This window comes from Bifidobacterium aemilianum (assembly GCF_003315635.1).
GTDB lineage: Bacteria > Actinomycetota > Actinomycetes > Actinomycetales > Bifidobacteriaceae > Bifidobacterium > Bifidobacterium aemilianum.
The window spans coordinates 1-604 of the sequence record NZ_PDCG01000046.1 but is presented as its reverse complement, the minus strand read 5'-3'; the positions used below and the strand labels follow the sequence as shown (position 1 = coordinate 604).

The 604-nt window shown below is 62.3% G+C and carries 1 pseudogene; it reads right to left on the bottom strand.

The features are described from left to right. Nucleotides 1-62: 62 nt before the first annotated feature. Nucleotides 63-604: pseudogene (locus tag CRD60_RS08340) on the bottom strand (glycosyltransferase family 2 protein); the annotation flags it as partial.

Here is a 604-nt window from a genome sequence, read left to right as displayed (position 1 = left end):
GCATACTCCTGCCTCGCAACGCTGACAGCCAGGACCAGGACACTCGCAAGAGGGGGAGAGGCTCAGTTTAAGCCCACGGCGGCTTCGGCGATCCTGTAGCCCAGCCGGATGGCCAGGCGTCCGGGTTTGCCGGGCATGTTGATCAGCCTGCATAGGAAGGTGTGGCGCACGTCGTGTGAAACAGTGGGGGAGTAGTCGTTCATCCGCTTCCAGAGACTTTGCTTGGCCCGGTAGTTCTCCGGTCTTTTCGACAGGATCAAAAAGACCGAAGTCACTACACAGTTGATCGACAGATAGTGGATCATATAGCGGTAGAGCCCGTCGGGCACCGAGCCGCGTTCGGGGGTGGCCTCGACCATCAACCGGTTGACGGTGAGCAGCTGGTCCACCCGGGAGATCATGACCGAAGTCTGGACCGACTGGCGGTCGCGGCGGGGGTAGTAGCGGTAGAGGTCTATGTCGGGGTAGGCAAGCGAGGCCACGAGACCGAGGCTGAAACCGTATGCGGGCCTGAGGGAGAAACAAAGAACGAGGGGGGGGAGCAGGGCACCGGAGGCGAGGGCGCTGAAGACGCGCGACGGGTGTGGAGGGAGGGAGCAGTGTG